Here is a 26,536-nt window from a genome sequence, read left to right on the forward strand (position 1 = left end):
AATTTCAAACTCAGGTGCAGGATCTGGTACCCATTCTTCTACATACGATGTTAAGCTCATTTATTCAGACGTCTTCAAGGAGCCAAATATCTTCTCAAAATATTGCCCCATTACATCATCATCTATGCTCATCTTGTCTTGACGTGTAATGATACGTCTTGATTTAAACCACAGCCGGCATGATATCTTTCGAGCAATCTCAAGTATGATTTCTGACAGTCTTGCTGTTGCGAGATCTCGACCCCAATCTATCGTTGCATCCTTCATGTTTTCCACCAATTTTAAATCAGTTTCTGCCATCTTACTTGAAAACTTCACTTTTATGGATTCAAAATATTCATGCATTCTCTTATCATGATTAGATATCTCCTCAATATCATAAAGCTGATACGCAAGCACTGGATCGTGTGGTATTAATCCTTTAATTGCGACTTTAAAAGAAACTGAAAATGAGTTTTCCTGCGAGAATTTCATCAAAGATAACAACATCTCGCGAGTTTCATTTTGATGTTCGCCGAAACCATCAGAACAATATCTAACACTCATGAAGCGTAACACTTCTTCTATCACTTTGTTCGGATTGTTTGTTACGATTTTAAATCGCAATTCTAATAGCTCAAACAGGAGAACCCTTAGCGCTTTCTTTCTCTCTCTTGCATTTTGCATAGAATAATGCAATTCGGCAATGATTCCACCAGTAATCGCTCCCACTAGAGCAGCTATTCCGGGGGGGATGTCATTGAGAAGCATGATCTGAGTAGTCCTTTAGTCAACCTATCGTGAACCTCAGCCGCGACGCGCTTGGCGCGGCATTTGTCTTACTCCTACCGACGTTTTTTCAAATCCAACTGGCAAGCGACGTGATAGATGTAATTACGCCTGCATATAATGTTAGCGGCTTAGCAAATCTGCAGCAATCTTCAGTTCCTTTAAACTCATGTCTGAATCTAGAACTCTTATAGCCGAATTAAAGTCACCGAACTTTCTTCCCCAAAATAGATGAGTAATAATAAGATTGTCAACATATGCTTTCAATTGATGTATAGAATACCACTGCTGTCCGATTCCAATACTATCATGTGTAATAGTATTTCTCAGTTCGCGCAAATGACTCAAAATTGCCTTATGAAAATCTCTTTCACTATATCTGAACGAAGCTCTTCTAACACATTCATATTGCTTATACGCTCCAGTTAACTTCTCAAGAAGAGACCATAAATCACCAAAAACAACGCTCGGATCTGAGGACTCAAAAATGGCAGAATACTTCAACAAAACTTCTTCCATCCTTTCTTTGTAAGGATGATTGTAAATTAACTTCCGCATTTTATTTACATTCTTGCAAATCGAATTCTCTTTCCCAATGGCATCAAAAATTAAAACATCTTCGTCTACATGAATTCTATAATAAATGCCATTTTCTTCCATTTTTCCATCAAGCGAGTGAACTGAGTGAACAGGGTCCAGTCGTATTCTCGAAACTACTCTATATCCACCAAAATTATAAGTTGTTCTATTATAGGTAAGACTGAAGTTCATCATTCCTAGTAATAGATTAAGATAGTGTGAAGCCAATTCCTCCGCACTATCTTTACAACGCGCTTTTACACTAACGGAAATCTGTGTTGAAGCACTTAGTCTAGGGATTTGCAATTTCTTCCTAGCTTCATCAATTTCTTCTAGATCATAATTGATTTTGGAATTCCTAAATGATATTGTGCAATGTTTAAACCTGAACGTACCAATATCATGCCCAGGTTTGAGCGCAACTCGATAGATTACTCTAAAGTGCTTCTCCTCCTTTTTAAAATAGTCTGATTGCCCCTTATTTACAGCTTGTCTGAAACGCATTAGATCTAGTTTGCCAGCTTTTCCTGTTTCAAATAGTGCTTTTGAGACGGTATTTAGCTTCAAAAAACCTGGAAATCCTCTTCTAAATTCAAATATTGAACACAGTGCCGTCTTTGCAGACTCTAGTTCAAACATACCGAATGAGACCTGCTTGCCATGGTCAACGGTTAGGTGCCTATTAAGTCGACCAAGGATGGCCTCTATATTCTGATCTTTTGTTGGTTCGCGCTTCATTCTCTTATACCGCTTACTTGTGATTGCCCAATACTACGATTCAATCCCCATGGCACGCATGGCTTCCAGCACGACCGCCACACCCTTTGTTGGAGTACGTTTGAACTGCGCGGCAATCTCATCCGGCGACTTGGCGCCTGCCTGCAGGGCCTGGCGGACCAGGCGGACTTGGTCTACCAGATCTTTCGGCCAGGGCATTTTTCCGGTGACGGGGGCTTCTGGCGCGGGCGTGGCAACTGCAAGCTCGCCCTGGGCGCCGGTTGCGGCTTGGGCGGCGGGAGCTTTCCCGCGGCACTGGAACTCGGGGCGCAGCCAGCGCACCAGGCCTTGCTTTTCCTCGGCGGCGCGCTGGGCGTTGAGGGCCACCAGGCGGGTCAGCAGTTCCTCCTGGGCGGCCGCCTGCTCGGGAGCGGGATCGGCCAGAGGCAAGGTGCCGCCGGGCTTGCCCACCAGCTGGGGAGCCAGATCCTCCCAGCCATAGGCGGCCAGCACGGCGCGATCGATGTCGTCATGTAGGCTGGCCAGCACGGAGACCAGGCCCTGCTCGTGAATATCCTTTTCCTTGGCGGACAGGGGCTGGCCCTGGCGCAGGGCTTCCAGCACGTTGTACATGCCGGTCAGCGTGAGGCCGGGATGGGCCTCTTGGCTCGCCTTGCGGTGGGCGTCGAGGGCCTCGCCGAGCTCGGCTAAGCGGATATGTTGGAGTGGAGTGACAGCGGGAAGGGGATAGGGATCGAAGCACCGACTCTTGTTGTAACGCGGATCATTGCCTAGGCCAAGCCTTGCGCCAGTGGCAAGCGACCAGCTGACATGGACTCGAGAAGACAGAACACCAAGCACGGTTGGATCCGTGACACAGATGGCGACCAGCATATTGTCCGGCAGAATTTCGGCGGGCAGGAACTGGAAGACCCGGTGGCGGGATGTTTCCACCGTTGCGATGTAACGAGAAAGTCCTGCCAGTGCGGGCCGCAGTTCCTGGCGCGGTTTGCCATGCAACCACCACAGACGAGCGTAGCCCGCTCCATCTTTCGTGTTCCCCTTCGCATCCCGCCCCGGCTTCACTCGCTCGATCAAACGTTGGTAGACGGCTGGGAAACGATTGCGCACAGCTTCCGCGGTCAGTCCGAACAAGTCAATGACCATGACACCACGCGGCTGATCCATCAAGTCGCGGCCATTTCGATAGGGACGGATGTGCCGTTCCAAACCGTCAACAGTCCCCAGTCCCAGCTGCCGCGCCTCGTCATCCGAAACGATGAATCCGGCTCCATGGAGTTTGACTCCCGGCGAGCTGACTCCAGCATTCGCCTGGAGTGCACAAACCTGTGTCACATCCGCGCCGACCGACAAACTCGCACCAATCACGCCGTGGTGCTGTCGAAACGTCACGGCCACTTCATCCAAGCTCTCGGCGCGCTCTTCCGTCACAAAGCGCAACTCGCCTTCCACCTTTTCAGCCGTCCCCACCGTCATCGCAATGCGCACGGCGGCGCCATCGGCACTGTCCACCCAAGGATGGTCGGGAATGGCGAAAGCCAGGGTCAGCGGCGGCGTGGCGGACAACTGGGCTTCCAGCACGCGGCGGTTGAAGGTCTGGCGGATGCTGTTGGTGGTGATGAAACCAAAGCGCTGGATCCGGCCGGCGCGGGCCAGCTCGGCGGCGCGCTGCCACCAGTGCATCACGAAGTCGGCGGACTCGGGCACGGCCTTCCAGGTGGCGCGCAGAGCGTCCACGTAGCCGTCGCCCAGTGCCCGTCGCATTGTGCTGGCGCCAATGAAGGGCGGATTGCCCACCACGAAGTCGGCCTCCGGCCAGGCGGCCTGGCGCGGGTTGACGAAGCGCTCGACGGGGACTTGGGCGCTCTCGTCGGGGACGGGCTGGCCGGTCACGGGGTGGGGCTTGGTCGTGCTGCCGTCCCAGCGGGTCAGCGGGCGGCCGGCGGCGTCGGTGGCGACGGTGCGCTCGTCCCAGTCCAGCAGCGCGTCGCGGCACAGGATGTTGTGGAAGTCGCGCAAGACGGGCTGGGGCGGCTGCACGTGGCCGTGGACGCGGTAGTGCCACTGCAGGTAGCCGATCCAGAGCACCATCTCGGCGATGGCCGCGGCGCGCGGGTTCAGCTCCAGGCCCAGGAACTGGTGCGGGTCCACCGTGACGTGCTCGAGCTCCAGGCTGCCCGTGGCGCCCAGGTCGTCCAGCAGGGTCAGGACCTCGCCTTCGATGCGCTTCAGGTGCTCCAGCGCCACGTAGAGGAAGTTGCCGCTGCCGCAGGCCGGGTCCAGCACGCGCACGCGGCAGAGGCGCTGCTGGAAGGCCATCAGCTCGGCGATGGCCTCTTTGGGCCGGCCCTGCTGGTCCTGGGCCAGGGCGGCGGTCTTGGCATCCAGCCACTCGGCGCGCAAGGGCTCCACCAGCGTGGGCAGCACCAACCGTTCTACATAGGCCCGCGGCGTGTAGTGCGCGCCCAGCTTGTGGCGCTCGCGCGGGTTCAGGGCGCGCTCCAGCAGCGTGCCGAAAATCGAGGGCTCGACGTGGCGCCAATCGGCGCGGGCCGCCTGGAGCAGCAGGTCGATCTGCTTCTTCTCCAGCACGGGCGCCTGGCAGTCGCGGAAGAGGCCGCCGTTGAAATGCAACAGGAACTTGGCCGTGCGGCCCCACAAACCGCCCTGGTCCATGGTGTGCCAGAGCTGCTCGAGCATCGCGGCCAGCACCTCCGGAGTGTCCCGCAGATCGTGCAGCAGGCCGCTGAAGGTCTCGGCGGGCAAGAGGCCCACGTCTTCGGCGAACATGCTGAACAGGCAGCGCATCAGGAAGTTGGCGCTGGCAACGGGCGGGTGGCCGGCCTCCTCCAGGCTCTTGGCCAGCTCGGCCAGCCGCGCGGCGATCTCGCGCGTGACCCGCGCACTGACGCGGGATGGATCCAGGCTCAAGGGATCAAGCCAGACGGCGCGCAGGCGCTCGCGGATTTCGGGCTTCACCAGATCGGTCAGGCGGATGCGGTGGCTGCGGGGATCAGGAAAGGGCGTGTATGCCGCGCCCGAGCGCGTGAAGTCGGCGTAGAGCTCCAGGCTGCGGCCCACGTCGGTGACGATGAGAAAGGGTGGACGGCCCTCCGCCGCCGGCAGGGCCCGGGCGTAGCGCTCGGCCTGGGCCTGGGCCTTGAGCATGGCCTTGTCCCAGCCGCCCGTGTCCAGCTCCAGCCCGCTCTGCTTGGCCTCGCAGACGAAGCAGCCGCGCCGGTACAGGTCGATGAAGTTGGGTGTGACGCTGCCGTCGGCGCCGGACCAGGTCACGCGGCGCTCGAAGCCGTAGGCGTTCTCCTGGTGGTCGGCCTGGGCGGGCTCGGGCTTGGGCAGCTCCAGCAGCTCGCAGAGTTCAGTCAGGAAGAGCTGGTAGTTGGCGCGTTCACCACCCGTGGCCTGAGACCAGCGGGCGCAAAAGTCAGGATAGGGGATGGACATTCGCTGGGGACTCCCGCATTGGGCGCGACGGGGTCAACTTGGCGAAATGGTTCCGTACATGTTGCGCGCCTTCCGCGCTCTGCTGAAATCCACGCGCGCCGTGGAGCGCTGTCTTTGATATCCCCTGGGATTTGCTTGTGACTATGGCCTGGGTTTCCATTTTTGTCCGACGTTTTGTAAGACAGGAGAGTGGAATGAGCCTGCTGACTCTGCGCCTGCCCGAGCCCCTGGAGGTGCGCCTTGCCAGCGTGGCACAGCGCTTGGGGCTCAGCAAATCCGAGCTGGCACGCCAGGCGCTGGTGGTTCATCTGTTGCGTCTGGAGCGGAGCCATGAGATGAGCGGTCTGGTGGCCGAATTGCAGCGCTGCTATGGGGATCCGCTTCGCTTGGCTGAGCTGGAGGAACTGGCGGACTCGCCCTTCGATGGCCTGGATGCCCGGATCGACGCCGAACGGCGGGCGGGGTTGAATCCGGATGACCCCTGGTGGAGCTAACCCCGGCTGCAGCGGGCAGGCAGGGATGCCACAACCCGCGTCGGGGTGAGGTCTGGGTGGCCAACTTCAATCCGGCGCGCGGACGGGAAACGGGCAAGGTGCGGCCCGCGCTGATCATCCAAGCCGACCAGTTGGGTCCCGAGACTACGCCCTATGTGGTTGTGCTGCCCCTCAGTTCCTTGGTGGATTCCCCCACCCGCTGGCAGCTGGCGCTGCCCGCCCGGGATCGTCTGCTCAAGCCCAGCCGCATCCTGGTGGATCAGCCGCGCACGCTGGACCGGGCCCGGCTGGGCGAGGGCCCGTTGACGCGGTTGAGTGAGTCGGAACTGCGCCAAGTGGAGCAGGCCTTGAAACTCCTGCTGGGCCTGTGGTGAAGCGCTGGGCCGGCGCGCGGGACGCACGCCGGTGGAATGGGGGCGCGCATGGGGCGCACAATCATCAGCTCAAGCTGCGCTTCCGCTTGGCGTAGAACGCACCGTACTTCTGGTCCTCTTCCACCATGTGTTTGACAATCCAGTCACGTAAGAACATACCCAATTTTACTGGCGGTAATTTTCCATGTTTGAATTGCTCTAACTGCTCAACCAGCTTCTCGACTAATATTCCATGTTGTACGATGTGTTCCTGTAATCCCGGGTAAAAATAGCGCCGCATGAATTCTTCTTCATCGTGGAAGTGGACCTTGGCATAGTCAAAAAGTTGGTTGATCGTAGTCCAGACGGCACCTTCCGCATTTCCCTTGCCGCTGTGGATCGCGGCACTCAATTCGTTCAACATTTCAAGCAACCGATGGTGTTGCTTATCCATGGCTTCAACGCCGGTATCGTACGCCGGCAACCAACCCATTTGTGCCACGGTGTGCTCCCTTGTTGCCTGTTGTGCGCGGTTGGTCGGACGTGGGCCGTGACTTGGCGCACGCCCACCTGAAGACGCTTCAGTATCGGGAGCGCGGAGCATCAACTTGATGCTCAGTGGCTCGCTGGGCGGCGCGCGAGACCCCGCCGGGGGAAAGGCCGGCGCGCGTCAGCCACGCCGGCACATTGCGAGCGCGCCGACCTTCACGCGCAGCCCAGCAGGCCCTTCAAGCGAGTGAGCAGGCGCCGGCGATCCGCGAGTCCATTCACGCCGCCGTTGATCCGGCGGGTGAGCGCCGTCAGATCGTCCTTGTCGGCCAGGGCGTTCAGTCCGCGCTTGGCCCAGAACCAGCCGGCCACGTCCACGCAGAGGGTGGCATCCGTCTCCACCAGCTCCGGCTGCTCCAGCAATTCGGCCTCGCGACCCAGGGCGCGGCCGTACTCGCGGTAGTTGGCGCGCCCGGTGAGCTGGATCAGCCCGCGGCCCTTGAAGCGCCGGCCGTCGCCGGGCTGGGTGTTGCCCAGATCCTGCCGTCCCTCATAGGCTTCGCCGCTGGCAATCTCCGCGCGGAAGCGCAGTTCGCCCGATTCATGGCCGATCTGCGCCAGGAAGTGCGCTTGCCGGAGCGGCGTGTCGATGTTTCGGGCGGCCAGGGTCCGGCTCACCCCCGCCGCCAGTTCCGTCACATCGCGCTGGGCCGCCCGCAGATAGGCCAGTTCCAGCAGCGTGGTGTCGCAGGTTGCGGGCAGGTTCTCGCAGAGCCGGGCCAGGGCTGCACTGCGCGGTTCGATGCTTTCGGCCGGCGCAGCCTCCCCCAGCACGGCGCGCCGGAAGGCCTGGATGGCGCCCAATGTCTTGGTGCCGAAGGCGCCGTCGGGGTTCAGCGGACCAGCGTCCAGGGCGAACTGACCCTGCTTCGCCGCCAGATTGAGCAGGCGCTGGATGGTCTCCACGTCGTCGCGCGGGTTGGCGCGCCGGGGTCCCACCGCGCTCTGCAGCAAACCCAGACCCCGTGGCACGCCACCCGTGCCACCGGTGCTCGCCGGGCTCGGTTCCGCCGGCGGCGCCGCAGCCGGGGCCAGTGCCGGGGCCGCGCCTTCCGTCTCCCGGCGCTCGAAGTGCGGCGCATCCTTGAAGGAATTCCACTGGCCGCCCCAGCGGTTGGCCGGGTCCAGCGACTCCCAGAAGCGGCCCAGCGGCCGCAGTTCCTCCAGGTCGGTGGTCAGCTTCCACTGGCCGTCGGCCTTGGTGGTGAAGAAGTTGAGGTCCACGGCCAGGCGCTTCACGTGCTGGCTGCTCAGCGTGGCGCTGCGCCCGTTCTTCACGTGCAGGGCCTGCTGCTCGGGCGTCCGGTACAGTTCGCCGCCGGTGACGTGGAAGCCCAGCTCGTTCGCCTTGCAGATCAGCTCCGTGACCTGGAGCAGGAAGGTGGATTGGTCGTGCAGCAGGCTCATGCCGGGTCTCCCGCCCGGCGCGCGCTCCGGGCGCCGCCCGGGGCGGTGGCGGCGGGGAGCTGGCGGCGGATCTGGCTCATCTTCTCATCCTTGTCCTTGCTGCCCACGCTCGACCCGAAGAAGTACTGGATGATGGCCGAGAGCGAGACGCCCAGCAGGAAGCCCAGCACGGTGTCGATGATCCGCTGCTGGGACTCCGAGCGGTTCTCCGGACCGAAGGCGGCGTAGAAAATGAAGGCGAAGGTGAGCAGCGTGAGCAGGGTGGCATAGTAGTAGATGAAACGGCGTGCCACCACGTCGTCGCTGCTCAGGGCGATGCGTTGCAGGCTGCGGGCGTCGGCGCGGTCGGCGGCGGCCAGCTGTTCGCGCTCCAGGCTGCCGGCCTCGCTTTCCTGGCGGCTCTCCAGCAGGCGATCCTGTTGCTGCAGTTCGAATTCCTTCAGGCTGCCCCACTGCTCAGGGCTCAGCTTCTGCTCGGCCACGTCGTGGATGTCGATTCCGGTCCGCTCGAGGATCAGCGCCGTGGTTTCCTGCAGGCGGGGGCCAGGCCCGCCGCGAAAGACGCCGCTGAGCAGATCCAGTCCGCGTTTGGCCAGTTCCGGGGCGATGGCCGCCAGCGCAGCCGGAGCAAGAGGTGGCATGGAGTCCTTTCTCTCCCGGTTCTGGCGCGCGACATGAGAGGGCGCGACGCGGGAGCCGGTGCAGGGTCTGGGGGGATGCTGTGTGTGCGTGCAGTCGGCGCGTGCTGTGTTGCTGGAAAGAAACTAAGGATTGACTTGGTTTGTCAAGGCGTCCAGCGAAATCGATTCGCGACGGCATGCGGGCGGGAAAGTGGACAAATCCGAGAAGTAGTGTCAGGCATCATGCCAGAGCAGGCTGCGGAAAGGCCTGCCGGCGCCGGGCTTAGCGCCGCCGGCGCTTCATGACCGGCAGGGCGTGGCCGGGCGCGGCGGTGACGGCCTCGTGCAGGACCTCGCTCACGGTCCAGAGCGCGTGCAGCAACTGCAGGCGCAGTTCGTCGGGCTGGTCGGGCTGGTGTTCCGGAGTGGCCTCGCCGATCACGCCCAGCATCAGTTCCATCAGGATCGGTTCGGCGAAGTCCGGCGGACCGCCAGCCTCCGGGCTGGCGGCCAGGGAGTCCAGAATCGCCAGGGTGGCGGCGTGGCGACGCAGGATGGCCGGGCGGCGCACGCGCTTCAGGCCGGGATGGGCGGCCTGGAAGGCCTCCACAGCCACCAGCAGGAGGTGCAGACCCAGCGCGGCGGCGTCCTCGTCGTGTCCGGCCAGCATCTCCAGCAGGTAGGCGGTCAGGTCGCGCTGCTGCTGCAGCAGATTCTCCACCCGCGTGGAGGACTCGTTCTGTTGGGCCGCTTCGGCCCGGTCCCAAGCGGCCTCCACCTGTTCCTGGCTGAGGGCCCAGACGGCGGGAGGGGTGGATTCCACGTCGGCCGGCGGGGCGGCGTCGGGGCAGGTCATGGCGGCTTCCTTATTCGCCCCAGCGGCTGTGTTCGCGCACCTGGTAGAACAGCTCCTCGTAGAGCTTGGCACTGTGGGCCCAGGAGAAGTCCTGCTTCATGGCGTTCTTCTGCAGGCGCCGCATGGCGCGCGGGTTGCGCCAAGCGCTGAGCGCCGTGTCGACGGATTCCAGCAGCGCCTCGGCATTATAGTCCTCGAAGGCGAAGCCCGTCGCCCGGTCGGCGTCCTCCAGGAAGGGGATCACCGTGTCCTTCAGGCCGCCGGTGGCGTGCACCACGGGCAGCGTGCCATAGCGCATGGAGTACATCTGGCTGAGCCCGCAGGGCTCATAGCGGCTGGGCATCAGGAAGAAATCGGCCCCGGCGTAGATCAGGTGCGCCAGCGCCTCGCTGTAACCCACGCGCACGGCCATCCGCTCGGGATGGGCCGCGGCCACGTCGCTGAGGAACTTCTCGAACTGGGCCTCGCCCGAGCCGAGGATCACCAGCCGCAGATCCCGCTGCAGCAGCCGATCCAGACAGCCCGCCAGAATGTTCATGCCCTTTTGCCCCGTCAGCCGCGTCACCATGGCCAGCACGGGCCCGCCGAAGCCCGGGTCCAGGCCGAACTCCCGCAGGAGGCGCGGCCGGTTGCCCGCCTTGCGCGGCAGGTGCGAGCTGGAGAAGGGCTCCTCGAGCAGCGGATCCGTGGCCGGGTTCCACTCCTCCACGTCGATGCCGTTGAGAATGCCGCGCACGCGCTCGCCGTGCTGGCGCAGCACGCCGTCGAGGCCGTGGCCCAGCCCGGCCGTGCAGATCTCCCGGGCATAGGTGGGCGAGACCGTCACCACCTCGTCGGCGAAACTGATGCCGGCCTTCAGGCAGTTGAGCTGGCCGTAGAATTCAAAAGGACTGAGCGGAAAGAGCAGCTCCCGGGGCAGGCCGAGCTTGGTGATGGATTCCGCCGGCAGCACGCCCTGGTAGCCCAGATTGTGCAGGCTCAGCACCGAGCGCGTCTGCTGGAGGGCGCGGTTCTCCTGGTGCCGGATGCGCAGCAGGGCCGGGATCAGCGCCGTGTGCCAGTCCGAGCAGACGATCAGGTCCGGCTGCATGTCGGTCTGGCGGACCAGCTCCAGCAGCGCGGTCTGGAAGAAGAACCAGCGCTCGTCGTCGTCGGGCCAGGGCTTGCCGGTCAGCGGATCGTCGTAGATCCCCGTGCGCTCGAAGTAGTATTGGTTCTCGATGAACAGGGCCCGGCACTCGCTGCGCGGATAGCTGGCGGCGAAGATGCGGGTGGGAAAATCGTTGCCCAGGAAGCGCACGTGGATGGTGGCCAGCAGCTCCAGCCCGGCCTCGGCGCGGTCCACCGAGGCGAAGAGCGGCAGCACCGTGGCCACCTCGTGTCCCAGGTTGAAGAGTTCGCGCGGCAGGGCGCCCATCACGTCGCCCAGGCCCCCGCTCTTGATCCAGGGCACGGCTTCCGCGGCCACGAAGAGCACGCGCAGCACGCCCCGCCGGGGTTCTTTCATGCCACCTGCACCTTGCGCAGGTGGTCCGCCGCCACCTCCGGCGCCACCGGGTTGATGTGCAGGCCCGTGCCCCATTCGAAGCCCGCCGGCTGGGTCATGCGCGGCAGGATCTCCACGTGCCAGTGCCAGTCGTACTGGATGGTGTCCCAGTAGTTGCTGCGCCGCAGGCTGTGCCCTGTGTTGGGCGCGGTGTGGAAAATGAAGTTGAAGGGCGGATCCCCCAGCGCGCCGCGCAGACGCTTGAGCACGATGTGCATGATCTTCGACAAGTCCTGCACGATCTCCGGCCGCTCCACGGCGAAATCGAAGGAGTGGACGCGGGGCAGGATCATCAATTCATAGGGGAAGCGCGAGGCGTAGGGACAGATGGCGGCGAAGTGGTCCGTCAGGGCCGCCAGCCGCGCGCCGGACTCCAGCTCCTGGGTCAGGATGTCGCAGAACAGGCAGCGCTCTTTCAGCCGGAAGTGCTCGCGCGCCGAGGTCAGCTCGTTGGAGACCGTGCGCGGCGTCACCGGCGTGGCGATGATCTGCGTGTGCGGGTGGGCGATGGTCGCCCCGGCGTCGGCGCCGTAGTTCTTGAAAATGATGACGTACTTGAAGCGCGGGTCACGCTTCAGGTCCACCAGCCGGGCCTGATAGGCGAAGAAAATGCGCGCCATCTGCTCGGGGCTCATCTCCGCCATGTGCTGCATGTGGCGCGGCGTCTCGATCAGCACTTCATGGGCGCCGATCCCGTTCATCACGTCGTAATAGCCCACTCCGCGGCGGTCGGCGTTGCCTTCCACCTGCAGGGCGGGAAACTTGTTGGGCACCACGCGCAGCTCCCAACCCGACGTGTTGGGCTGGCGGCCGGGGGGGCCCAGGGCCAGGATCTCCGGCGGCGTGGTGCCTTCCATCCCCTCGCAGAAGGGACAGCTGGGGTTGCGCGGAAAGCGCAATTCACCTTCGAACTGCAGGGGGCGGGCCCCCCGCTCCTTGGCGATGATCACCCAGCGCCGCTGGATGGGGTCGTGACGAAGTTCGGGCATGCGCCTCCCGGAGCTGCTGAATCGAGTCTCGCGCCTGCTATGGGTTCTCGGGGTCCGGGACGGCGGGCCGGCCGCCGCCGGATCCGGCGCTCAGCTGCTGGTGCCGGCGGCCTTGAAACAATCCTCCCGCCAGACGCAGTCCAGCTGGTCGCAGACGCCGTCCACGGCGGTGGCGAAACAGTCAAAGTTGCCCTCGCTGGCCTGCAGCAGGCGGACCAGCTCCACGCGCGTGGCGCCGGGCGGCTGCTTGATGCCCCGGGCCTTGATCATGGCGCGAATCTCATTGAAGGTCGGCATGGATACTCCCGTAGTGTTCCTTTGTCATCGACAGCCCGGGCCGGCAGCTGTAGCCGGCGGCGTTCAACCTGTGCAAAACGCGGGAAGGGTCGTTGATTGTCATAGCCTTCCACGCCGGGCACCTGCAAGGTAACAACGGATCCGGCAGGTTTGCCCACTGGCCCTTCCGTCGGCCGGGGCCGGACGCGGCGCCGCACCCCACCCGTCCGCCACCCTCCCGCCGCCAGCCGTCGGCAGGGGTCCGGGAACGCCGGTTCAAATTGACACCGGCAGGGGTGATTGATAGATTCGACCCATAAGGAGGCGTGTATGAAGATCTCAGCCGAGAGCCGGGACAACCTTGTGGTGCTGACCCTGAAGGGCAACCTGTTGGGGGGCCCTGACGCGGACTCCTTCTACAATGAGGTGAAGTCCTTCCTGGACAAGGGCAACCGCCAGTTCGTCCTGGATCTGTCCAATGTCAAACTGATGAATTCCTCAGGCCTGGGCATCCTGATCAAGGCCCTCAAACCCGTGCGCGAAGCCGGAGGCGATTTCCATCTCGCTTCGGTGACGGAAAAAATCGACTCGCTGTTCATGATCACCAAGCTCTACCAGGTGTTCAAGAGTTTCCCCGACGTGGAGCAGGCGAGCCGAGCCTTCGAATGAACCCCGCCGGGCCGGAGTCGGCCTCGTCCGTCCACTACTCCGGTCCCGGGCGCGACGTCCTGGACGCCCTGCGCCAGTTGGTCGAGCGGCTGGAAGCGCTGCGGCAGCAAGAACCCGCCCCGAGCAGCCAGGCCTCGTCGGCCTGGCTGCTTCATGTCCGGCAGGCCCTGGAGGAACTGGACGGCAGCACGGCGCGCCTGCGCGACCTGCTGGAACCCGCCCGCACCCTGCGGGAGAACCGCTTACTGCGCGAGATCGGCCGCCGGCTGGGGCGCGACCTGGGCAGCGAATCCCTGGCCCTGCTGATCATGGACACCCTGGGCGGCGTAGTGGACTTCGACGCAGCCGGCATCTACTTCCTCGACCCCAAAGACGCCACCATCCGCTGGGAATCCCTGCGCGGCTACGACACGGACAAGCTGCACCTGGTGCGCCAGAAACTGGACCGCGGCATCATGGGCTGGATCGCACGCCACAAGGAATCCGTGGTCGTGCCGGACGTGCGCGTGGATCCGCGCTATTTCAACGCCCGCGACCGCACCCGGAGCGAGCTGGTGGTGCCCATCCTGCTGGAGGACCGGGTCATCGGCTTCTTCAACCTGGAATCGGACCGCCCCGCCTGCTACGGCGAACAGGAACGGCTGCTGATGGAAGTGCTGGCCAGCCAGGTGGCCCAGACCGTGGAGCACACGCTGCTGCGCGCGGACCGCGAGGAGCGCCGCCGCGTCCAGGCGGACCTCAAGGTGGCCCGCAGCATCCAGCGCTCGCTCCTGCCCAAGGCGGACCTGCACCTGCACGACGTGGAGGTGGCCGGGCTCAACCTGCCCTCCACGGAAGTGGGCGGCGACTACTTCGACCACTTCATGATCACGCCCCAGGACATCGGGCTGGTGATCGCCGACGTGGCGGGCAAGGGCATTCCCGCCAGCCTGCTGATGGCCAGCGTGCGCACGGGCATCCACATCCTCACCCAGTACCGGCTGGACATGGCCGGCATGCTGAGCCACTTGAACGAGCACCTGCTGGAGGTCACCGCGGCCGACAGTTTCGTCACGGTCTTCTACGGCGTGTATCACCGCCCCAGTCGCCGGCTGACCTACGTGAACGCCGGCCACAACCCGCCCCAGCTGCTGCGGCGGGCCACGGGCGCGCTGGAGTCCCTGGAGACGGGTGGCCTGATCCTGGGCGCCTTCCGCGACGTGCACTACGAACTGGGTCTGGTGGACCTGGAACCCGGCGACCGCCTCTTCTTCTACACCGACGGCCTGAACGAGACGGAGAACGCCGGCGGGCGGGAGTTCGGGCTGGAGGGCATCGCCCACGCCCTGCGCGAGGCGGGCCGGCTGGACGCGCGCGGCCTGCTGCAGCACGAGCTGGCGGCCCTGCGCCTGCACGCCGGGCTGCACGAGCGCGTGACGCGCTTTCCCGACGACCTGACCCTGATGGCCCTGGTCTGCGCGGATGAGTGAGCCGCGCCAAGCGAAGGAGACGGCCGTGCGACGGGCCATCTACCCCGGCACCTTTGACCCCCTGACCCTGGGTCACCTGGACATTGTGGAGCGGGCGCGGCGGACCTTCGACGAGGTCGTCGTGCTGTTGGCCGTAAACACGGGCAAGACCCCGCTCTTCTCCCTGCAGCAGCGGCTGGAACTGGTGCGCGCCAGCGTGGCCGGGCTGGACGGCGTCCGGGTGGACTGCCACGACGGCCTGTTGGTGGAGTACGCCCAGCGCGTCCAGGCCACGGCCATCGTGCGCGGACTGCGGGCCATCAGCGATTTCGACTACGAATTCCAGATGGCCATCGTGAACCGGAAACTGGCTCCCCAGGTGGAGACGGTCTTCCTGATGCCCAGCGAGGAGTGGAGCTACCTCAATTCCTCCATCGTCCGCGAGCTGTGGCGATTCGGCGGCGACTACTCGCGCTTCGTGCCGGAGGTGGTGCGCAGCGCCATGGACCAACTCAAAGGAAGTGCCTCATGAATATCCTGGACACGCTCCAGCAGAAGGCCCGCGAACGCGGCAAGCACGTGGTGCTGCCCGAGGGCGAGGATCCCCGCACCATCCAGGCGGCCAAGTTCCTCAAGGAGAAGGAGATCTGCCGGGTGACCCTGCTGGGTCGCCGCTCCGAGGTGGAGCGGCTGGCCGCCGAGCACGGCCTGAGCCTGCTGGCGCGCGAGATCGTGGACCCGTCCGCCAGCGAGTGGACTTCGGAGTTCGCCCACGAGCTGTTCAACCTGCGCAAGGCCAAGGGCATGACGCTGGAGGCGGCCACGGAGGCCGTGCACAACGTGATGTACTTCGCCGCCTTCATGGTGCGGCGCAAGATCGCCGACGCCAGCGTGGGCGGCGCGTTGCACACCACGGGCGACGTGATCCGCGCCGGCCTGCACGCCCTGGGCATGGCGCCGGGCATCGACACGGTCTCCTCCAGCTTCCTGATGGTGATGCCTGACGGGCGCCTGTTCACCTTCGCCGACTGCGCCATCGTGCCGCAGCCGGACGCCAAGCAGCTGGCCTCCATCGCCATGGCCTCCGCCAAGACCCACCGCGCGCTGACAGGCACGGAGCCGCGGGTGGCCATGCTGAGCTTCTCCACCAAGGGCAGCGCCAAGCACGCGGACGTGGACAAGGTGCTGGCCGCGCTGGAGATCATCCGCCAGGCCGACCCGGAGTTGTCCGTGGACGGCGAGCTGCAGCTGGACGCGGCCATCGTGCCCAAGGTGGCAGCCTCCAAGGCGCCGGGCAGTTCCGTGGCGGGCAGCGCCAACGTGCTGGTCTTCCCGGACCTGGACGCGGGCAACATCGGCTACAAGCTGACCCAGCGGCTGGCGGGCGCCGAGGCCATCGGGCCGACGGTGCAGGGCCTGTCCGCACCCTTCATGGACCTGTCGCGCGGCTGCTCCTGGAGCGACATCGCCAACGTGGCGGCCATCGCCTCGCTGATGGCCTGAGCGCTTGCCGAGTCTCTGGTTTTTACCACAGAGACACAGGGACACAGCAAAACCAGATCGAGAGAGGGATGCCCGCGCATCCCTCTCTTTACTTAACCGTGTCTCTGTGTCTCTGTGCCTCTGTGGTGTGAATCAGTTTGATTCCAGCCGCCCGAGCAGGCGCAGCAGGCCGTCCAGGATCGTCAGCGGATGCGGCGGACAACCGGGGATGTAGAGGTCCACGGGCAGGTCGTGGACGCCGTCCTGCTGCTCGGGTCGGCCGGCGAAGGGGCCGCCGCTAATGGCGCAGGCCCCCACGGCGATGACCAGCTTGGGCGCCGGCACGGCGTCCCAGGTCTTGCGCAGGGCCAGGGCCATGTTTTGTGTCACGGGGCCGGTGATCAGCAGCCCGTCCGCGTGGCGGGGCGAGGCCACCAGCTGGATGCCGAAGCGCCCCAGGTCCCAGCCGACGGTCCCCAGCACGTTGATGTCAGCTTCGCAGGCGTTGCAGCCGCCCGCGCTCACCTGGCGCAGTTTGAGGGAGCGGCCGAAGAGCCGCTTGAGCCGGTGGTCCAGGGCCGTGGCCAGCCGCAGCTCCTCGGTCCCCGCCAATTCCAGGTCGCCGCGCTGTCGCACGGCCAGGCGGTGGTCCGGCCCGAACGCGATGGCGCCCGCGGGGCAGGCCTCGGCGCAGTCCGGGCAGAACAGACAGCGGCCCAGATCGATGCGGCCCGGTCCGGCCAGGTCGATGGCCCCCGTGGAACAGGCGTCGACACAGGCTTGGCACTCCGCCGGACAGCGGGTGCGCTCCAGGCGCGGACGCCCGCGGAAGCGGTCGGACAACTCGGGCGGCGGGCCCTGGGGCCACTCGATGGTCCGGTGTCCCTGCCGCAGACGCTCCAGCAGAATCTTCAGCACGCGGGGATCCTCCCGGAAATCCTACAGGTCATGGCCGCAGTAGGAGAGATTGAAACTCTTGTTGCAGAGCGGGAAGTCGGAGATCTGCTGACCGCGCAGCGCCAGGGCCAGCCCGCTCCAGTTGTGGAAGGACGGGTCCACCACCTTGCAGCGTGCGATCCGGCCCGCCCCGTCGGTGAGCAGCGTGTGACAGACCTCGCCGCGCCAGCCCTCCACCAGGGAGACCGCCAGCATGTCCGGCGCCAGTCCGCTCGTCAGCCGGTCTGCCCCGTCGGCGGCAGCGGCCCGGATGGGACCGCCGGCCAGCGAGCGCAACTGGTCCCGGATGAACTCGAGGGAGCGTTGGATCTCCGTCCAGCGCACCTGGGCCCGGGCGAAGACGTCGCCGGCGCCGGCGGAGGCCAGCGGAATGTGGCTGAAGCGCCAGATGCCCGCGGGGTGATCCAGCCGCACGTCGCGCGCCAGACCCGAAGCCCGGGCCGCCGGTCCCACCAGCCCCAGCTCCCGTGCCGTCTCCTGCGCCAGCACGCCTGTGTCCTCGAAGCGCGCCATGGCCGAGGGCGTGTCCCAGAGAAGCGTGATCGCCGCCCGCGTGTCGCGCTCGAAGCCCTCCAGCCGCTCCAGGATCAGGGAGATGCGCGCGGGGTCCACGTCGAAACCCAGCCCGCCGGGCCGCACCAGCCCGCGCCCGAAGCGGTTCCCGCAGAGCAGGGCGCTCAGGTTGAGGAAGTCGCCACGCAGGCGTCCGCACCACGAGGAGGTGGGCAGGAACCCCACGTCGCCGGCCAGGGCGCCCAGATCGCCCACGTGGTTGGCCAGCCGCTCGAGTTCCAGTCCCACGCCCCGCAGGGCCTGGGCGCGGAGGGGCGCCGGACAGTCGGCCAGCGCCTCCAGGGCCTGGCACCAGGCCGTGGCGTGCGCCACGCTGCTGTCCCCGGCCAGCGTCTCCGCCAGATGCAGGCCGCGGGCGGAGTGGCCGGCCAGGGCGCGCTCCACGCCGCGGTGCTGGTAGCCCAGCGCGATCTCCAGATGCAGCACCTCCTCGCCCAGCACCTGGAAGCGAAAGTGGCCGGGTTCGATCACGCCGGCGTGGACGGGCCCCACGGCCACTTCGTGGACCTCGTCGCCCTCCACCCGGTAGAAATCCCCCGTCCCGGGCGGCAGCTCCGGATCGCCCTCCCGGGCGGCCAGGTAGCGGACGGGTTTCAGCCAGGGGTGGCCCTCCGGCCGCAGGCCCGTCTCCTCGGCGATCTCGCGCTCGAAGAGGTGGAGCTGGGGACAGTCGGGCGTCAGGGACGGATAGCCGGCCGACCTGATCGGGCAGCGTGAGACGTGCAGCCGGCTGCGCGCATCGTCGGCCAAGACCAGCAGGAGCTCCACCTCGGGCCCCGGCTGGGGCCGGCGGGCGAACAGCGCGGAGACCCGCTGCCCGGCCGCGACGGATTCGAGCAGCTGGTCGCGGAAGGCGGGGAACTCCACCTGCGGCACCTGATCCAGCGGCAGGGCCAACCCGTTCATCAACTCGACGCGGGTCCGGTTCGCGCTCATGCCGGCACCTCCAGGTAGCGGACGGCGTCCTCCAGCAGGGCCTGCAGCGGCGCGGGGATCCAGAGCCCCAGCAGCAGCACCAGGGCCATCAGCACCAGGATGGGCGTGACGGTCAACCGGTCCTCCACGTCCGCGGCCTGCGCGACGCCCGCGTCGTCCCGGGGCGCCGGTCCCTGCACGACCCGCAGCACGGTGGCGCCCATCCCGAGGAAGACCATCAACAGAAAGCCCAGGAACAGCGCGCCGGGCAGATACTGACCCGACTGGAAGGCCCCGCGCAGGATCGAGAACTCGCTGATGAAGGGCGCGAAGGGCGGCGAGCCGGTGATGGCGATGAACCCGGCCAGGAAAAGCGAGCCGGAGACCGGCATGCGGCGCAGGACGCCGGAGATCTCGTCCACCTGCTTGCTGGCGTAGACGCGATGGATGTTGCCGGCGGAGAGAAAGAGCACGCCCTTGCCCAGTCCGTTGGCCAGCACGTGCAGCAGGGTGCCCCAGAGCGCCGCCTTCCCCAAACCCAGTCCCAGCGCCAGGATGCCCATGTGTTCCACGCTGGACCAGGCCAGCAGCCGCTTCAGGTCCCGCTGCCCGATCATGAAGACCCCGGCCACGGCCATGGAGAACAGCCCCATCACCAGCAGCAGGCGTGAGACAAAGGGGCCCTCGCCCGCCACCTGGCAGAGGTGCGTGACCCGCAGCAGGGCCAGGAAGGCGCAGGCCGTGACTCCGGCGGCCAGCGTGGCGCCCACCACGCCGGCGGCCTCGCCGTAGGCGTCGGGCTTCCAGGTGTGCATGGGCGCCAGGCCCATCTTGGTGCCGTAGCCCACCAGGAGCAGGATGTAGGCCGCCCGCAGCCAGGGCCGCGAGAGCAGCGGCGCCTGCTCCAGCAGACGCCCCACCGTCAGGGTGGTCCCGCCACCGCCGTAGAAGGAGGAATAGGCCAGGAAGAAGGTCCCCAGCAGCGCCAAGGCGATGCCCACGGAACCCACCAGCAGGTACTTCCAGGTGGCCTCGATGGAGCGCGGCGTGCGGTTGAACCAGATCAGCGGCGCGGAGAACAGCGCCGTCGCCTCCACGGCCACCCAGAGCAGACCCAGGTGCTGGGCCAGGATCGCCAGCGCCATGGCGCCGGGCAGGGCCGTCAGGCAGGAGACGAACACGCGGTTGGGGCGCTCCGTCCGCCGCTTGAGATAGCCCACGGCGTAGAACCCGCAGCTGAGATCCAGCACGGAGATGAGCAGCAGGACCAACCGCCCCGGTGCGTCCAGCGCCAGCCACTCGCCGGCGGGAAGCAGGTCCGGCCACAAGAGGACGGCCCAGATCAGCAGGGCGTGGACCAGCGCGGAGAGCGGCAGCAGCCAGGGCCGCCGCCCGGCGGGCAGCAGCCAGGCCAGCGCGGCCAGCAGCAGCGGAGCGAGGATCAGGGCGAGGGCCATGGCTTAGTCCTTCAGCGCCACCAGCCGGCTCGTGTCCAGCGACGAGAAAGTGCGGCTGATGTGGTTGACGATGATTCCGATGACGAAAATGGCCACGAAGAGATCCAGCAGGACGCCCATCTCGACGATGAGCGGCATGGCCTCCACCAGCAGCATGCCGAAGATGAAGACGCCGTTCTCCAGGGTCAGGTAGCCGATCACCTGGCTGACGGCCTTGAGCCGGGTGGTGATGAAGATGAACCCGGTGAGCAGGGTGGCGATGGAGGCGGGCACGAGCAGCGTGGCCGCGTGCTCGGGCGCCAGGGGCAGGCGACTAGTGGCCACCAGCGCGAACACCGTTCCCAGGGCCCCCAGCAGCATGGAGGGCATCAGGCCGATGAGCGGTTCGACCTCGCGCTTGATGTCCACGCTGCGCATGGTGCGCGCCAGGATCAGCGGAAAGACGGCCCCCTTGAGCACCACGGCGGCCAGCGCCGCCGCCCACGAGGCGAGGCCCAGGTCGTGGTGCAACAGGAGCGGGATCAGTCCCAGCAGCGCGCCCTGGACGGCCACCGTGCGGATCACGGTCAGGATGCGGCTGGTGGCCAGCGCGAACAGGTTCAGCGCCAGCACGACCATCAGCAGTGCGTTGAGCAGGGAAATCACCGGTCACCTCACCAGCAACAGGAAGCCGAAGCCACAGAAGAGCAGGGCGCCCATCAGGAAGTAGGGCACCTGCCGCATGCGCAGCCGCGCCATGACGGACTCCACCACGCCGATGAGCACGGCCAGTCCCAGCAGTTCCAGGGCCAGCCACAGTCCGTCCAGCCAGCCGGAATCCGCGTGGAAGGGCAGCCCCGCCTGCAGCAGCAGGCTGCCCAGCACGAAGAGCTTGAGCGCCGCGCCGTAGTGGATGGCGCCCAGCAGCGGACCGCTGTGATCCAGCACCATCACCTCGTGGATCATGGTCAGTTCGAGATGCGTGTTGGGATCGTCCACCGGGATGCGGCTGCACTCCGCCAGCAGCACGACGAAGAGGCCGATGGAGATCATCGCCAGGGGCGCCGCACCGGCCGACCCGACGGAGGCCAGGGGCTGCAGCATCGTCCCCAGCGAAAGGGAGCCGGAGAGACGCGCCAGCACCAGCAGGGCCAGGAAGATCGCCGGTTCCGTGAGACAGGCGAAGGTCAGTTCGCGCGAAGCCCCCATGCCCTCGAAGGCCGAGCCCGTGTCCAGCGCCGCGGCGGTGGTGGCGAACCGTGCCAGGCCCAGCAGGTAGGCGAACAACACCAAATCCCCCTGGAAGGAGATCACGGCGGGCAGCGGTCCCAGCGGCAGGAGCAGGCCGGCCAGCAGCGTGGCGGCCAGGGCCGTGGCCGGACCGGCGCGGAAGATCCAGGTGCTGGTCGTGCTCAACACCATGTCCTTGCGCAGCAGGCGGAGCAGGTCGTGGTAGGGCTGCAGCAGGGGCGGGCCCGTCCGGCCCGCGAACCAGGCCTTGGTGCGGTTGATCACCCCAAACAACAGGGGCGGCAGGCTGAGCAGGAGCAGGATGTGCAACAGATGGTTCATCGCGGTTCCCCCACGCTGGCCAGGAGCATGAGTCCCAGCAGGGCGGCCAGGAGGTAAAGGATGTAGTGCTGGGTCAGGCCCTGCTGGAAGACGTGCAGGCCCTGCAGCAGACCGGTCACGCGCTTCCAGGCCGGGCGCAGGCAGCGCTCCAGCAGCAATTCAGGTTTGGGCGCGGGCTGGCGGACGGGCGCGGGAAAGAGGCCCTGCGGGCGCGCCGGGTGCGCGTGCAGGCCGAGGTCCGGAGCCAGCAGCCCCGTCACTGTCTGCGCCAGGGAGCCGGCCGTGGTCTGCATGCGTGTGTCGGGCCGGGCGTAGCCGCAGTCCCAGGTGGGGCCGCGCGCCGCCCGGCGGAAGCGCCCCCGGCCCAGCCACACGATCAACCCACCCAGAACCAGCAGCAACAGGGCGCAGGCGCTGAGCCAGCCCAGGGCCAGCCGGGCGTCGGCCGGGAAGCCACCGCTCGGGGCGCCGGACCAGACCCCCGCCGCGGCCAGCAGGCTGGGCAGGGCCAGCCCGGGCGCCAGGCCGAGCCCCAGGGCCAGGGTCGCCGCCAGGGTCATGGGCGCCAGCATCAGGGCGCCGGGATCGTGGGCCCGCTCCGCCCCGGGGCTGCGGGCCGTGCCCAGAAAACCCGTGCCCAGCGCCTTGCCGAAGGCCGCCAGGGTCAGCGCGCCCGCCAGGGCCAGGCCGGCGGCGGCCGCGCCCGTCAGACCCGCGGGACTGGCCGCCTGGGCCCGGAAGCAACCCAGATAGAGCAGCCACTCGCTCACGAAGCCGTTCAGGGGCGGCAGGGCGCAGGCGGCCAGGGCACCCAGCGCGAACAGGGCCGTCACCCGCGGCATGCGCCCGCCCAGCCCGCCCAGCTGATCCAGCCGACCCGTGCCCGTGGAGTGCAGGACCGCGCCGGCGCCGAAGAACAGCAGCGACTTGAAGAGCGCGTGATTCCACATGTGCAGGAGCGTGCCGCCCAGCCCCAGCAGGATCCACAGCGGCTGCTGCTGCGCGCGCCCCAAGAGGGCCAGCCCCAGGCCCATCACCATCACGCCCATGTTCTCCATGCTGCTGCAGGCCAGCAGGCGCTTGAGCTGCGGCTCCCCCAGACCCCGCGCCATCCCGGCCACGGCGCTGCCGGCGCCCAGAATCAGCAGCACGGCCCCCCACTCCGTCGGCAGGCCCGCCAGCAGGCTGCTGACCCGCAGCAGGCCGTACAAGCCCACGTTGAGCATCACGCCCGAGAGCACGGCCGAGACCTGGCTGGGCGCGCCCGCGTGCAGGCCGGGGAGCCAGACGTGGAGGGGCATCAGGCCGGCCTTCAAGCCGAAGCCCAGCAGCGCTAGCAGAAAGAGCACGCCCGCGCCGACCGCCGGCAGGCTGGTGGCGTCCAGCAGCAGCGAGCCCGTGAGGCGCTGCCAGAGCGCGAAGAAGGCGATCAGGCAGAGGGTGCCGGCGTGGGTGGCCACCAGGTAGATCCAGCCCGCCTGGCGCACGGCGGGGTCCTCCTCCTCCACGGTGGCGGCCAGCCAGGCGGCGAGCGCCATGGCCTCCCAGACCACCAGGAAGAGCAGGCCGTCGCGGGCCAGCAGCACCAGGCCCATGGAGGCGCCCAGCAGACCCAGCGCGCCGTCCAGCCGCCGGCTGCCGTGGCTTGAATGCTGGGCGGGACGGTAACCCAAGCCGTAGAGCGCGGCCAGAGGCGGCACCAGGAACACGGGCACCAGGAACACGGCCGCCAGCGCGTCCAGCCGCAGGGCCAGCCGGCTGCCCTGGATGCCCCAGGCCGCCTCCAGCAGCTCGGCGTCGCCGCCGGGCAGAAAGGCCGCCAGCCCGAGCAGACCCAGCCCTCCGCCCCCCAGCATCAGCCCGGCCGCCCAGCGCTGGGCGCGCCGCCGGCCGTCCGGAGTGGAGACCGGCAGTCCCGCGGCTCCACTCAGGGCGTAGAGGGCCAGACCGCCCAGGATCAGCTGCAGGGACGGGCTCACGGCGTCCCTCCCGGCTGGGCCGGCATGCGCCAGAGTTCGGCCAGATCCTGCACGGGCAGCAGCGTGCCCAGCAGCAGCACCACGGCGATCAGGATGTAGAGCACGTAGGTCTGGCTGAGTCCCTGCTGGAAGCGGTGGAACCAGTTCAGCCGCCGGCTAAGCCGCTGCAGGGCCGGCAGCAGCAGGCGATCCAGCACGCCGTCGCGGACCTCGGTGCGCAGGGTGGCCGGACCCGGAAAGGTCCCCTGCACCTCGCGGCCCTGGCGCTGGGCGCGCAGGATGCCCCCGGAGAGCAGGACCAGCGGGCGGGCCAGCCCGGAGGCGCTAGTCTGCATCCGGGCGTCGGGCCGGGCGTAGCCGCAGTCCCAGGTGGGGGCCGCGGCCGGCCGGGACGCCAGGCGGAGCAGGCCGGCCAGCAGCAGGGCGGCCAGCAGCGCCAGCAGCGGCTGCAGGACACCCAGGGCGCCCAGGGCGTCAACGCCGGCCAGGGGCGGGCTGAGCAGCGGAGCGGCCGGCAGCCAGGCGTCGATGGTCCGGTCCAGCAGCGGCGCCACAAGCGCGGGCGCCAGCCCGATGGTCAGACAGCCACCGGCCAGCACCAGCATGGGCAGGCGCATGCTCCAGGGAACCTCCGTGGCCCCCTCGGCAGCGGGCGTGCGCGCCTGTCCCAGGAACACGGCGCCGAAGACTTTGATGAAGCAGGCCAGGGCCAGCGCCCCGATCAGCGCCAGGGCGGGCACGGCCAGCGCGGTGGCGGCGCTGCCGACGCTGCTTGCGGCCCCCTGCAGCAGTCCCAGGAAGATCAGCAGCTCGCTGACCAGGCCGTTCAGGGGCGGCAGTCCGCAGATGGCCACGGCGCCGATCAGGAAGAGGGCCGCCGTCCAGGGCATGCGGCGCGCCAGGCCGCCCAGGCGGTCGAGGTTGCGCGTCCCCGTCTGCCGAAGCACGGCGCCCGCGCCGAGGAAGAGCAGGGCCTTGAAGAGGGCGTGATTCCAGACGTGCAGCAGACAGCCGCCCAAGCCCAGCGTCACCAGCAGGGGATGGCCGCCCGAGCGCCCCAGCAGGGCCAGCCCCAGTCCCAGCAGGATGATGCCGATGTTCTCCACGCTGTGCCAGGCCAGCAGGCGCTTCAAGTCGTGCTGGCCCAGGGCCTGGATCACCCCCAGCAGGCCACTGATCACGCCCAGCAGCAGGACCAGTCCGCCCCAGGCGGGGGGCGGCGCGGGCAAGAGGGAGAGGAAGCGCAGCAGTCCGTAGATGCCCATCTTCAGCACGACGCCGGACAGGATGGCGGAGACGTGGGTGGGCGCGGCGGCGTGGGCCGGCGGCAACCAGACCTGCAGGGGCGCCAGGCCGGCCTTGATGCCGAAGGCCAGCAGGGCCAGCAAAAAGACCGCCAGCGCGGCTCCGGGCCCGATGCCGCCGGCGACGACGGGCCGCAGTTCCAGCGTGCCCAGGCTGGCCTGCCAGATCGCGAACAGGGCCAGCAGGGCCAGGGTGGCCACGTGGGTGGCGGCCAGGTAGAGCCAGCTGGCGTGGCGGGTCTCGGGCAGCTCGTGGTGCGTGGACACCAGGAAGAAAGCCGCCAGGGCCATCAGCTCCCAACCCAGGAGGAAGGCGGCGGCATGGCGGGCCACCAGCAGCAGGATCATGCCGGCCAAGAGCAGGCCCCAGTACAGCGGGGCGGGCTCCCGGCCAGCGGATTCCCGCGCGTAGCCCAGCCCGTAGAGGGCGCCCAGGCCGCCCACCAGGAAGACGGGCGCGAGAAAAAAGGCGCTCAGCGCATCCAGACCCAGGCTGGGATCGCCCAGCGTCGGCCAGTCCAGCCGCAGGCCCAGCGGAGCGGCGCCCGCCAGACTGCCCCCCACGCCCACCAGACCCAGCCCTCCCGCCAGCAGCGCCAGGCCCGCGGAGAGCCGACGGCTGCCCGGCCGGCCGTCCAGCAGCGCGGGCAGGCCGCTCAGAGCGACCAGCAGTCCGGCCAGCAGTACCAGGGTCAGCGGATTCATCGGGCGGCGTGCTTCCTGATTGGTTCAAGGCGAACGCGACTCGCGGGAGTCCGTCAGGCGACGCGTGGCGGGATGCCGGCTTCCGCCGCGGCCACCAGCGCCAGGATCTCCTCCCGCGGGCCCTGGGCGCGCAGGGCCTGGCGCAGGCCCGGGTGCTGCAGCACGTGCGCCAGATGGGACAGCAGGTGCAGATGGGCGCGCACCGTCGGGCTGATCAACGTGAACAGGATCGAGACAGGCTGACCGTCCAGCGCGCCGAAGTCCACCGGATGGTCCAGGAAACAGAGGGTGATCTGCGGGCGGACGATCTGCAGCACGATGGGATTGCGCACGTGGGGAATGGCGATGCCGTCGCCGATAGCCGTCGTGCCCAGCAGTTCACGGGCCAGCAGGACCTGGTAGAGAAAGTTGCGGTCCACCTCGTCGGGCACGTGCAGGACGTCCACCACGGCCCGGAGCACCTCCGCGCGGTCCCGGCCGCCCACCCGGTAGGCCAGTCCGCCGGCCTTCAGCGCCAGCGAGACGCTGGGCAATTCGGCGGAGGCGTCGTGGTCCTCCTGGAAGATCTCCGGCGAGAGCGGGATCCGCCGGGCCGTGGCCCACTCCAGCAGCTCGGCGCGGCTGAAACGGTACTGGTCGCCCACGCGGTAGGCGGGAATGGTCTGCAGTTTGATCCAGCGGTAGACCGTCTTTTCGGTGACGTTCAGCAGGCGCGCGGTGTCGCGAACGGAGAGTTGCATGCGAAGGCCATCCCTGAAATGATCCCGTCTCTGGACAACCTAGGACATCACAACGGTTCTTTGCCAGCTGGCAGGAAGAACCACAGAGGCACAGAGACACAGTAAGACAAATAGAAAAG

24 protein-coding genes are annotated in these 26,536 nt (G+C 66.6%); 6 read left to right on the forward strand and 18 right to left on the reverse strand.

Annotated features, from left to right (window positions below; genetic code table 11):
- Positions 1–60 precede the first annotated feature (60 nt).
- From WC326_12430 to WC326_12440, 3 genes are all read right to left on the reverse strand, one after another.
- Entirely contained in the window at positions 61–750 is a 690-nt protein-coding gene (locus WC326_12430) for a hypothetical protein (GenBank protein MFA7331867.1), read from the reverse strand.
- Between the two features lie 141 nt (positions 751–891).
- Positions 892–2,085, reverse strand: a complete 1,194-nt coding sequence (locus WC326_12435) for a hypothetical protein (protein ID MFA7331868.1) — start codon at positions 2,083–2,085, stop codon at positions 892–894.
- A 33-nt stretch (positions 2,086–2,118) separates the two neighbouring features.
- A complete protein-coding gene (locus tag WC326_12440) occupies positions 2,119–5,547 on the reverse strand; it encodes a DNA methyltransferase (protein ID MFA7331869.1) in 3,429 nt (1,142 codons plus the stop codon).
- Between the two features lie 194 nt (positions 5,548–5,741).
- Here WC326_12440 and WC326_12445 point away from each other — a divergent pair, with 194 nt between their 5' ends.
- Both WC326_12445 and WC326_12450 read left to right on the forward strand, forming a co-directional pair.
- The gene (locus tag WC326_12445; GenBank protein ID MFA7331870.1) at positions 5,742–6,041 is read left to right on the forward strand and encodes a CopG family transcriptional regulator; all 300 of its coding nucleotides are present in this window, start codon (positions 5,742–5,744) and stop codon (positions 6,039–6,041) included.
- Entirely contained in the window at positions 6,032–6,415 is a 384-nt protein-coding gene (locus WC326_12450) for a type II toxin-antitoxin system PemK/MazF family toxin (protein ID MFA7331871.1), read from the forward strand. The genes WC326_12445 and WC326_12450 overlap by 10 nt, the downstream gene beginning before the upstream one ends.
- 64 nt (positions 6,416–6,479) lie before the next feature.
- On the opposite strand, the gene WC326_12455 is transcribed toward WC326_12450, so the two are convergent.
- The 7 genes from WC326_12455 to WC326_12485 all read right to left on the reverse strand — a co-directional run bounded on the left by WC326_12455 (position 6,480) and on the right by WC326_12485 (position 12,658).
- Complete coding sequence (locus WC326_12455; protein MFA7331872.1) at positions 6,480–6,887, reverse strand: bacteriohemerythrin; 408 nt, start codon at positions 6,885–6,887, stop codon at positions 6,480–6,482.
- A 212-nt stretch (positions 6,888–7,099) separates the two neighbouring features.
- A complete protein-coding gene (locus tag WC326_12460) occupies positions 7,100–8,350 on the reverse strand; it encodes a glycoside hydrolase family 19 protein (GenBank protein MFA7331873.1) in 1,251 nt (416 codons plus the stop codon).
- Positions 8,347–8,991 (reverse strand): hypothetical protein, encoded by a 645-nt coding sequence (locus tag WC326_12465; protein ID MFA7331874.1) that lies wholly within the window; start codon positions 8,989–8,991, stop codon positions 8,347–8,349. The genes WC326_12460 and WC326_12465 overlap by 4 nt, the downstream gene beginning before the upstream one ends.
- Positions 8,992–9,253: 262 nt before the next feature.
- Positions 9,254–9,826 carry a hypothetical protein gene (locus WC326_12470; GenBank protein MFA7331875.1) on the reverse strand — a complete coding sequence of 191 codons (573 nt, stop codon included), beginning with the start codon at positions 9,824–9,826 and terminating at the stop codon, positions 9,254–9,256.
- 10 nt (positions 9,827–9,836) lie between these two features.
- Positions 9,837–11,333, reverse strand: coding sequence for a glycogen synthase GlgA (gene glgA / locus WC326_12475; protein ID MFA7331876.1), 1,497 nt, complete (start codon positions 11,331–11,333; stop codon positions 9,837–9,839).
- Complete coding sequence (locus tag WC326_12480) at positions 11,330–12,361, reverse strand: DUF4931 domain-containing protein (protein MFA7331877.1); 1,032 nt, start codon at positions 12,359–12,361, stop codon at positions 11,330–11,332. Before WC326_12480 ends, glgA begins: the two co-directional genes overlap by 4 nt.
- A 90-nt stretch (positions 12,362–12,451) precedes the next feature.
- Positions 12,452–12,658 (reverse strand): SAP domain-containing protein, encoded by a 207-nt coding sequence (locus WC326_12485; GenBank protein MFA7331878.1) that lies wholly within the window; start codon positions 12,656–12,658, stop codon positions 12,452–12,454.
- Positions 12,659–12,967: 309 nt separating this feature from the next.
- Between WC326_12485 and WC326_12490 the strand changes: the two genes are divergently transcribed.
- The 4 genes from WC326_12490 to pta are packed head-to-tail and all read left to right on the forward strand — an operon-like array spanning position 12,968 to position 16,257.
- Entirely contained in the window at positions 12,968–13,306 is a 339-nt protein-coding gene (locus WC326_12490; GenBank protein MFA7331879.1) for an STAS domain-containing protein, read from the forward strand.
- On the forward strand, positions 13,303–14,775 hold the full coding sequence (locus WC326_12495) for a GAF domain-containing SpoIIE family protein phosphatase (protein ID MFA7331880.1): 1,473 nt from the start codon (positions 13,303–13,305) through the stop codon (positions 14,773–14,775). The genes WC326_12490 and WC326_12495 overlap by 4 nt, the downstream gene beginning before the upstream one ends.
- A gap of 25 nt (positions 14,776–14,800) precedes the next feature.
- Positions 14,801–15,286, forward strand: a complete 486-nt coding sequence (gene coaD, locus WC326_12500; GenBank protein ID MFA7331881.1) for a pantetheine-phosphate adenylyltransferase — start codon at positions 14,801–14,803, stop codon at positions 15,284–15,286.
- Positions 15,283–16,257 carry a phosphate acetyltransferase gene (pta, locus tag WC326_12505; protein ID MFA7331882.1) on the forward strand — a complete coding sequence of 325 codons (975 nt, stop codon included), beginning with the start codon at positions 15,283–15,285 and terminating at the stop codon, positions 16,255–16,257. The genes coaD and pta overlap by 4 nt, the downstream gene beginning before the upstream one ends.
- A 132-nt stretch (positions 16,258–16,389) precedes the next feature.
- Here the strand turns inward: pta and WC326_12510 are convergent, their stop codons facing one another.
- The 8 genes from WC326_12510 to WC326_12545 are packed head-to-tail and all read right to left on the reverse strand — an operon-like array spanning position 16,390 to position 26,417.
- On the reverse strand, positions 16,390–17,154 hold the full coding sequence (locus WC326_12510; GenBank protein MFA7331883.1) for a 4Fe-4S dicluster domain-containing protein: 765 nt from the start codon (positions 17,152–17,154) through the stop codon (positions 16,390–16,392).
- 21 nt (positions 17,155–17,175) lie between these two features.
- On the reverse strand, positions 17,176–18,702 hold the full coding sequence (locus tag WC326_12515; GenBank protein MFA7331884.1) for a hydrogenase: 1,527 nt from the start codon (positions 18,700–18,702) through the stop codon (positions 17,176–17,178).
- Positions 18,699–20,138 carry a proton-conducting transporter membrane subunit gene (locus WC326_12520; GenBank protein MFA7331885.1) on the reverse strand — a complete coding sequence of 480 codons (1,440 nt, stop codon included), beginning with the start codon at positions 20,136–20,138 and terminating at the stop codon, positions 18,699–18,701. The genes WC326_12515 and WC326_12520 overlap by 4 nt, the downstream gene beginning before the upstream one ends.
- Positions 20,139–20,141: 3 nt before the next feature.
- On the reverse strand, positions 20,142–20,783 hold the full coding sequence (locus WC326_12525; protein MFA7331886.1) for a hydrogenase: 642 nt from the start codon (positions 20,781–20,783) through the stop codon (positions 20,142–20,144).
- Positions 20,784–20,786: 3 nt separating this feature from the next.
- Positions 20,787–21,689, reverse strand: coding sequence for an NADH-quinone oxidoreductase subunit H (locus WC326_12530; protein ID MFA7331887.1), 903 nt, complete (start codon positions 21,687–21,689; stop codon positions 20,787–20,789).
- Positions 21,686–23,668: a proton-conducting transporter membrane subunit gene (locus WC326_12535; GenBank protein MFA7331888.1), complete on the reverse strand. Its 1,983-nt coding sequence runs from the start codon at positions 23,666–23,668 to the stop codon at positions 21,686–21,688. The genes WC326_12530 and WC326_12535 overlap by 4 nt, the downstream gene beginning before the upstream one ends.
- Positions 23,665–25,677: a proton-conducting transporter membrane subunit gene (locus tag WC326_12540; GenBank protein MFA7331889.1), complete on the reverse strand. Its 2,013-nt coding sequence runs from the start codon at positions 25,675–25,677 to the stop codon at positions 23,665–23,667. The genes WC326_12535 and WC326_12540 overlap by 4 nt, the downstream gene beginning before the upstream one ends.
- Before the next feature lie 53 nt (positions 25,678–25,730).
- Entirely contained in the window at positions 25,731–26,417 is a 687-nt protein-coding gene (locus WC326_12545) for a PTS sugar transporter subunit IIA (GenBank protein ID MFA7331890.1), read from the reverse strand.
- Between the last annotated feature and the right edge of the window lie 119 nt (positions 26,418–26,536).

It is taken from the genome of Candidatus Delongbacteria bacterium (genome assembly GCA_041675285.1).
In the GTDB taxonomy this organism is placed as follows: domain Bacteria; phylum CAIWAD01; class CAIWAD01; order CAIWAD01; family CAIWAD01; genus CAIWAD01.

Excerpts from the sequence above, each read along its gene's own strand:
- WC326_12430 (MFA7331867.1), bottom strand. The coding sequence starts at position 750 with ATGCTTCTCAATGACATCCCCCCCGGAATAGCTGCTCTAGTGGGAGCG.
- WC326_12435 (MFA7331868.1), bottom strand. The coding sequence starts at position 2,085 with ATGAAGCGCGAACCAACAAAAGATCAGAATATAGAGGCCATCCTTGGT.
- WC326_12440 (MFA7331869.1), bottom strand. The coding sequence starts at position 5,547 with ATGTCCATCCCCTATCCTGACTTTTGCGCCCGCTGGTCTCAGGCCACG.
- WC326_12445 (MFA7331870.1), top strand. The coding sequence starts at position 5,742 with ATGAGCCTGCTGACTCTGCGCCTGCCCGAGCCCCTGGAGGTGCGCCTT.
- WC326_12455 (MFA7331872.1), bottom strand. The coding sequence starts at position 6,887 with ATGGGTTGGTTGCCGGCGTACGATACCGGCGTTGAAGCCATGGATAAG.
- WC326_12460 (MFA7331873.1), bottom strand. The coding sequence starts at position 8,350 with ATGAGCCTGCTGCACGACCAATCCACCTTCCTGCTCCAGGTCACGGAG.
- WC326_12465 (MFA7331874.1), bottom strand. The coding sequence starts at position 8,991 with ATGCCACCTCTTGCTCCGGCTGCGCTGGCGGCCATCGCCCCGGAACTG.
- WC326_12470 (MFA7331875.1), bottom strand. The coding sequence starts at position 9,826 with ATGACCTGCCCCGACGCCGCCCCGCCGGCCGACGTGGAATCCACCCCT.
- glgA (MFA7331876.1), bottom strand. The coding sequence starts at position 11,333 with ATGAAAGAACCCCGGCGGGGCGTGCTGCGCGTGCTCTTCGTGGCCGCG.
- WC326_12480 (MFA7331877.1), bottom strand. The coding sequence starts at position 12,361 with ATGCCCGAACTTCGTCACGACCCCATCCAGCGGCGCTGGGTGATCATC.
- WC326_12485 (MFA7331878.1), bottom strand. The coding sequence starts at position 12,658 with ATGCCGACCTTCAATGAGATTCGCGCCATGATCAAGGCCCGGGGCATC.
- WC326_12490 (MFA7331879.1), top strand. The coding sequence starts at position 12,968 with ATGAAGATCTCAGCCGAGAGCCGGGACAACCTTGTGGTGCTGACCCTG.
- WC326_12495 (MFA7331880.1), top strand. The coding sequence starts at position 13,303 with ATGAACCCCGCCGGGCCGGAGTCGGCCTCGTCCGTCCACTACTCCGGT.
- pta (MFA7331882.1), top strand. The coding sequence starts at position 15,283 with ATGAATATCCTGGACACGCTCCAGCAGAAGGCCCGCGAACGCGGCAAG.
- WC326_12515 (MFA7331884.1), bottom strand. The coding sequence starts at position 18,702 with ATGAGCGCGAACCGGACCCGCGTCGAGTTGATGAACGGGTTGGCCCTG.
- WC326_12520 (MFA7331885.1), bottom strand. The coding sequence starts at position 20,138 with ATGGCCCTCGCCCTGATCCTCGCTCCGCTGCTGCTGGCCGCGCTGGCC.
- WC326_12530 (MFA7331887.1), bottom strand. The coding sequence starts at position 21,689 with ATGAACCATCTGTTGCACATCCTGCTCCTGCTCAGCCTGCCGCCCCTG.
- WC326_12540 (MFA7331889.1), bottom strand. The coding sequence starts at position 25,677 with ATGAATCCGCTGACCCTGGTACTGCTGGCCGGACTGCTGGTCGCTCTG.
- WC326_12545 (MFA7331890.1), bottom strand. The coding sequence starts at position 26,417 with ATGCAACTCTCCGTTCGCGACACCGCGCGCCTGCTGAACGTCACCGAA.